Origin of the sequence: Bacillus timonensis (assembly GCF_000285535.1) — a bacterium.
In the GTDB taxonomy this organism is placed as follows: Bacteria; Bacillota; Bacilli; order Bacillales; family Bacillaceae_L; genus Ferdinandcohnia; species Ferdinandcohnia timonensis.
Window position 1 is genome coordinate 434,152 of sequence record NZ_HE610985.1, and the last position, 4,068, is coordinate 438,219.

General features: G+C 35.7%; 6 protein-coding genes. 3 read left to right on the forward strand and 3 right to left on the reverse strand.

Going from position 1 to position 4,068, the window contains the following annotated elements; all coding sequences use genetic code 11:
- The coding region (gene hmpA / locus BTHG_RS02485; RefSeq protein ID WP_010281935.1) for an NO-inducible flavohemoprotein at nt 1-1,032 on the reverse strand (1,032 nt) is incomplete at its 3' end.
- 173 nt (nt 1,033-1,205) lie between these two features.
- On the opposite strand from hmpA, the gene BTHG_RS02490 reads away from it, so the two are divergent.
- Both BTHG_RS02490 and BTHG_RS24115 read left to right on the forward strand, forming a co-directional pair.
- A complete protein-coding gene (locus BTHG_RS02490; RefSeq protein ID WP_010281936.1) occupies nt 1,206-1,646 on the forward strand; it encodes an RrF2 family transcriptional regulator in 441 nt (146 codons plus the stop codon).
- A 139-nt stretch (nt 1,647-1,785) separates the two neighbouring features.
- Entirely contained in the window at nt 1,786-2,232 is a 447-nt protein-coding gene (locus BTHG_RS24115; protein ID WP_010281937.1) for an RlpA-like double-psi beta-barrel domain-containing protein, read from the forward strand.
- Between the two features lie 45 nt (nt 2,233-2,277).
- On the opposite strand, the gene BTHG_RS26625 is transcribed toward BTHG_RS24115, so the two are convergent.
- Together BTHG_RS26625 and BTHG_RS02505 are read right to left on the reverse strand one after the other, a co-directional pair.
- The gene (locus BTHG_RS26625) at nt 2,278-2,421 is read right to left on the reverse strand and encodes a hypothetical protein (RefSeq protein WP_157256103.1); all 144 of its coding nucleotides are present in this window, start codon (nt 2,419-2,421) and stop codon (nt 2,278-2,280) included.
- A 120-nt stretch (nt 2,422-2,541) separates the two neighbouring features.
- On the reverse strand, nt 2,542-3,594 hold the full coding sequence (locus tag BTHG_RS02505; protein WP_010281938.1) for an alpha/beta fold hydrolase: 1,053 nt from the start codon (nt 3,592-3,594) through the stop codon (nt 2,542-2,544).
- A gap of 190 nt (nt 3,595-3,784) precedes the next feature.
- On the opposite strand from BTHG_RS02505, the gene BTHG_RS27600 reads away from it, so the two are divergent.
- Entirely contained in the window at nt 3,785-3,916 is a 132-nt protein-coding gene (locus BTHG_RS27600) for a hypothetical protein (RefSeq protein ID WP_269719481.1), read from the forward strand.
- The last annotated feature ends 152 nt before the right edge of the window (nt 3,917-4,068 follow it).

Genomic DNA, 4,068 nt, shown 5'->3' on the forward strand with positions numbered 1-4,068 from the left:
AATAAAGCCTTCTTTATCAAAATTCATGTCTTGACGGTCTTGCTCATTAGGCGAAGAATATGGAACGAAATTCTTTACATTATCATGTTTTGATGCAAGTGCTGCAACTTCATCTTTTAATGCATGAACTTCGCTATTAAGAGCACCATGGATGAACATAACTTCACGTTCAGGCTGCTGTTCTACAATAGTATTTAGCATGCTTACCATTGGTGTTAATCCAACACCACCGCTAATTAAAATAGCAGGCGTTTCTTTTGATTCAAGAACAAAGTCTCCAGCTGGAGCACTTATTGTAATGATCTCGCCTTCGTTTACTTGTTGATGTAGGTAATTTGAAACGACACCATGTTCTTCACGTTTAACACTGATTCTATAATAATCTTTTCCAGGTGCATCTGACAAACTATAATGACGGATATGTGTATATTCATCACCTTCAGGCTGAACTTTTACAGTTAAGTATTGACCAGCTTGATAAGATGCAATTTCTTTTCCATCCTCAGGCTTTAAGTAGAAGGATGTAATAACTTCACTTTCTTTTACCTTACGTTCAACAACAAAGTTTCTGAAGCCTTCCCATCCACCAGGCTGTTCCTTTGCTTCTTTATACATTTCTTTTTCTACACCGATGAATGCATCTGCAATGGCACCGTATGCTTCCGCCCATGCGTTGATTATTTCATCAGTTGCTGCATCGCCTAACACTTCTTTAATTGCACCTAGAAGATTTTCACCTACGATTGGATAATGTTCTGGTTGAATTCCTAATGCACGGTGTTTTTGACCAATTTGCTTTACAACAGGAATAATGGCTTCTAAATTATCAATATGAGCAGCGGCAGCATATACTGCATTTGCTAAAGCAGTTTGTTGACGACCTTGTCTTTGGTTTGCATGGTTGAAAATATTTAATAGTTCAGGATTATTTTTAAACATACGTTTGTAAAAATGAGTCGTAATATCTTTTCCGTATTTTTCTAGAACTGGAACTGTGCTTTTCACGATTTCAATTGTTTTTTGATTTAGCATTACATAACGTCCTTTCTAAAACAAATATTTTAAATACATGTTTATAATATAATGACAGTGTAAATAAAAGATACCCTTTGAATACATCTTTTGAAAAGTTGTCACATTTACGGTAAAAAAAGACTTCCGTGCTATACTTATTGAGAACTCATCAATGTAAGGAGTTTTTTATTATGAAGTTAACAAATTATACAGATTACTCATTACGTGTATTAATGTATTTGGCTTTAAAAAAAGAGGAAGAATTAACAACCATACAAGAAATTGCAGAAGCTTATAATATATCAAAAAACCATTTAATGAAGATTATTCATCATTTAGGAAAACTCGAATATATCGTTACAATCCGTGGACGCAATGGAGGCTTCAGACTTGCTAGGCATCCGAAAGATATTAATATCGGTGAAGTAGTTTCAAATACAGAAGATGACTTCAATATCGTTGATTGCTTTAAAGAGGGAGGAGGTTATTGCGCAATCTCACCTTCCTGCAAACTAAAATTTGCTCTCAACGAAGCATTACAAGCGTTCATTAATGTGTTAAATGGATATACATTAGAGGACCTGGTTACGAATAAATCAGATCTACTTGGTTTATTTCGTTTACAAGACTAAAAACAAAATCGGCTTTTTCAACATCTCCTCTCTAGATACCCAAAGTATAATTCTTTCAGGAACCATTAATAGTCGTTTTACATACATTTAAGTAGACGAAGTAATTAGAAAATACTGGTTTCAAAGGAGAAGGAGAGAGATGACAAGACAAACGTCTGGTTTTTACTGCCCTTATTGTCACGGATACTTAGAACCACGGAACATGTATGATGCGTATTATTACCAGCAATTCGTACCAATGTCCCCAGTACCTAACTACGGTTGGGATTGGAATCGAAATCCTGAAACGATTTTAGGTAAAGCTACATGGACATGGGGCGGAACACCAACAAAATGTGAACTGGGTTGGTCCTACGATAACAACATGACGGCTGCGGTAGGAGAAAATAGCCCTTTTAAATGTGGTCAGCAATTACGGATTCGAAATGTTTCGTTTGTCCCGCATCAAGAAGTTATTGTAACAGTCGTCGATCAAGTGAAGAAATACCCATCAAATCGAATCAACCTTCACCGAAGAGCGTTTGAAGCATTAGGGGCATCCCCAAGTGTTGGTGTCTTAAATGTAGAAATTACACCAATCGATTAATGAACTTAAAGGAGAACATTGTCTGTATGGTTCTCCTTTTTTCAATTACTTTTCTATATCTGTTTGATCTAAATGTTCGGGGTGATTTTTATTGTCTTTTGCATCCAGAAGATTTTCTGACTGTAATGCATCATAAGCTGGATTCGTGATATAAAGAACTTGGTTCTTCAGATGTTCATTCTTTTCCATCCATTACCATCCTTTCAAAAGCAATTATTATTCTAATATGTCTTTTTCCAAATGGTTTTACACATGTTACATAAAAAAAGCCATCTACTGGTAGATGGCCAAAGAATAAAATTGATTTTATTATACAGGTGTGGCAAGAAGTTCTTTAAGATGCATGTCAATCTGTTCAAAATAGGCTGGACCATCCGCACCAAACAAACCAAAATGTCCGCATATGCTGTTAATCACCCGTAGTTCACTGTTTGGTATCATTTTTTGTTCAGCTTCACAATCTCGTGGGGGAAAAAACATATCTTCATCAATAGGCATAACAAATGTTTTTGCTTTAATGCTTCCAAGCGCCTCTACAAGATTTCCGTTTGTCATTCTACTTACATCCCCTCGTTGCCACTTCCATGCCATTATTAGTAATGCATTTGGATCCATAGCCGCAAAAAGAGGCTGTAAAAAGCTATTTACAAACTCATCGACAGAATGAACATCAAATAAGCGCCATTTTTCTTGCTTATAAAATTCTGTGCTTAGCCCCATCACCGCCCATATTTTTGCATGTCTATTTAATCCATCGACAACCTCTGTAACAGATTGATAGTTTCCATTATTCCAGCCTGGGTCTGATGTAATAGCATCTATTAATGTATCCGTAAAGATGAAATCATGTGATGTATTCTTTGCCGTTCCAGCAATAGGTGCAGCGCGTTTGACCATATCAGGATATCTCACGGCCCATTCGTAGGTCTGTTGAGCTCCCATTGAACCTCCTACAACCAACGCAACTTCAGCAATACCATATTTTTCAGTAAGGAACTGATATTGAGCACGCACGTCATCACCAATTCTGACCTTCGGAAAATTCGACATACTAATCGGAGCGGGACTGTTGTGTGGGGAACTAGATATACCATTGCCAATTTGGTTAATGATAACAAGAAAGTATTTAGTAGGATCTAGTGCTCTTCCTTCACCAATATATGGTTCATATGCCTTGTTTGTTCCGGAAAACCATGTAGGAATGACTATCATATTATCCTTCTCTTCATTTAATTTTCCGAAGGTTGAATATGCTAGTTGGCAATTCGGGATAACTCCGCCTTCCTCTAATGTAAAATCTCCTAAATTATAAAGTTCATAGGGACCATGAAACTCTTGGGTATAAAATATGTTTTCAATCAAAGTGAGTACCACCTTTCTATAAAAATAGATTCTACTCATACAATATATATAAAAAGGCTGTTATTAAGAACTTATCAATGGCCAAACATTACTTCATCTTAAAAATTTTTTTCATAATGAAGCACATTTTCGATTTCCCATCATATACTACCTACTGTGTGAGAAATAAGTTAGAAGGGAAGTACGGAAAATGAGCAACGGGATTAAAACACCAGTTACAAATGATTACAAGGACAAAGAAGGGTACAAGGTAATTGAAGTCAACCTGAACAATCCAACTGAAAACCTATTTGCAGTTGTTACTCCTATTAAAATGCAATAAATAGAGGATAATACCATCTTTTCGTACGTATTTTACATAGAAAAGATGGTATTTTTATATTGCTATAAATAGGACATGAGATACAATAAAGGAAAAAAGGAAAAGGGAAGCCTAACATGAATGATATAAACTATCTTGTATCTTTATTTGAA

Coding starts and splice junctions, on each gene's coding strand:
- BTHG_RS02490 (WP_010281936.1), top strand. CDS start 1,206: ATGAAGTTAACAAATTATACAGATTACTCATTACGTGTATTAATGTAT.
- BTHG_RS24115 (WP_010281937.1), top strand. CDS start 1,786: ATGACAAGACAAACGTCTGGTTTTTACTGCCCTTATTGTCACGGATAC.
- BTHG_RS26625 (WP_157256103.1), bottom strand. CDS start 2,421: ATGGAAAAGAATGAACATCTGAAGAACCAAGTTCTTTATATCACGAAT.
- BTHG_RS27600 (WP_269719481.1), top strand. CDS start 3,785: ATGAGCAACGGGATTAAAACACCAGTTACAAATGATTACAAGGACAAA.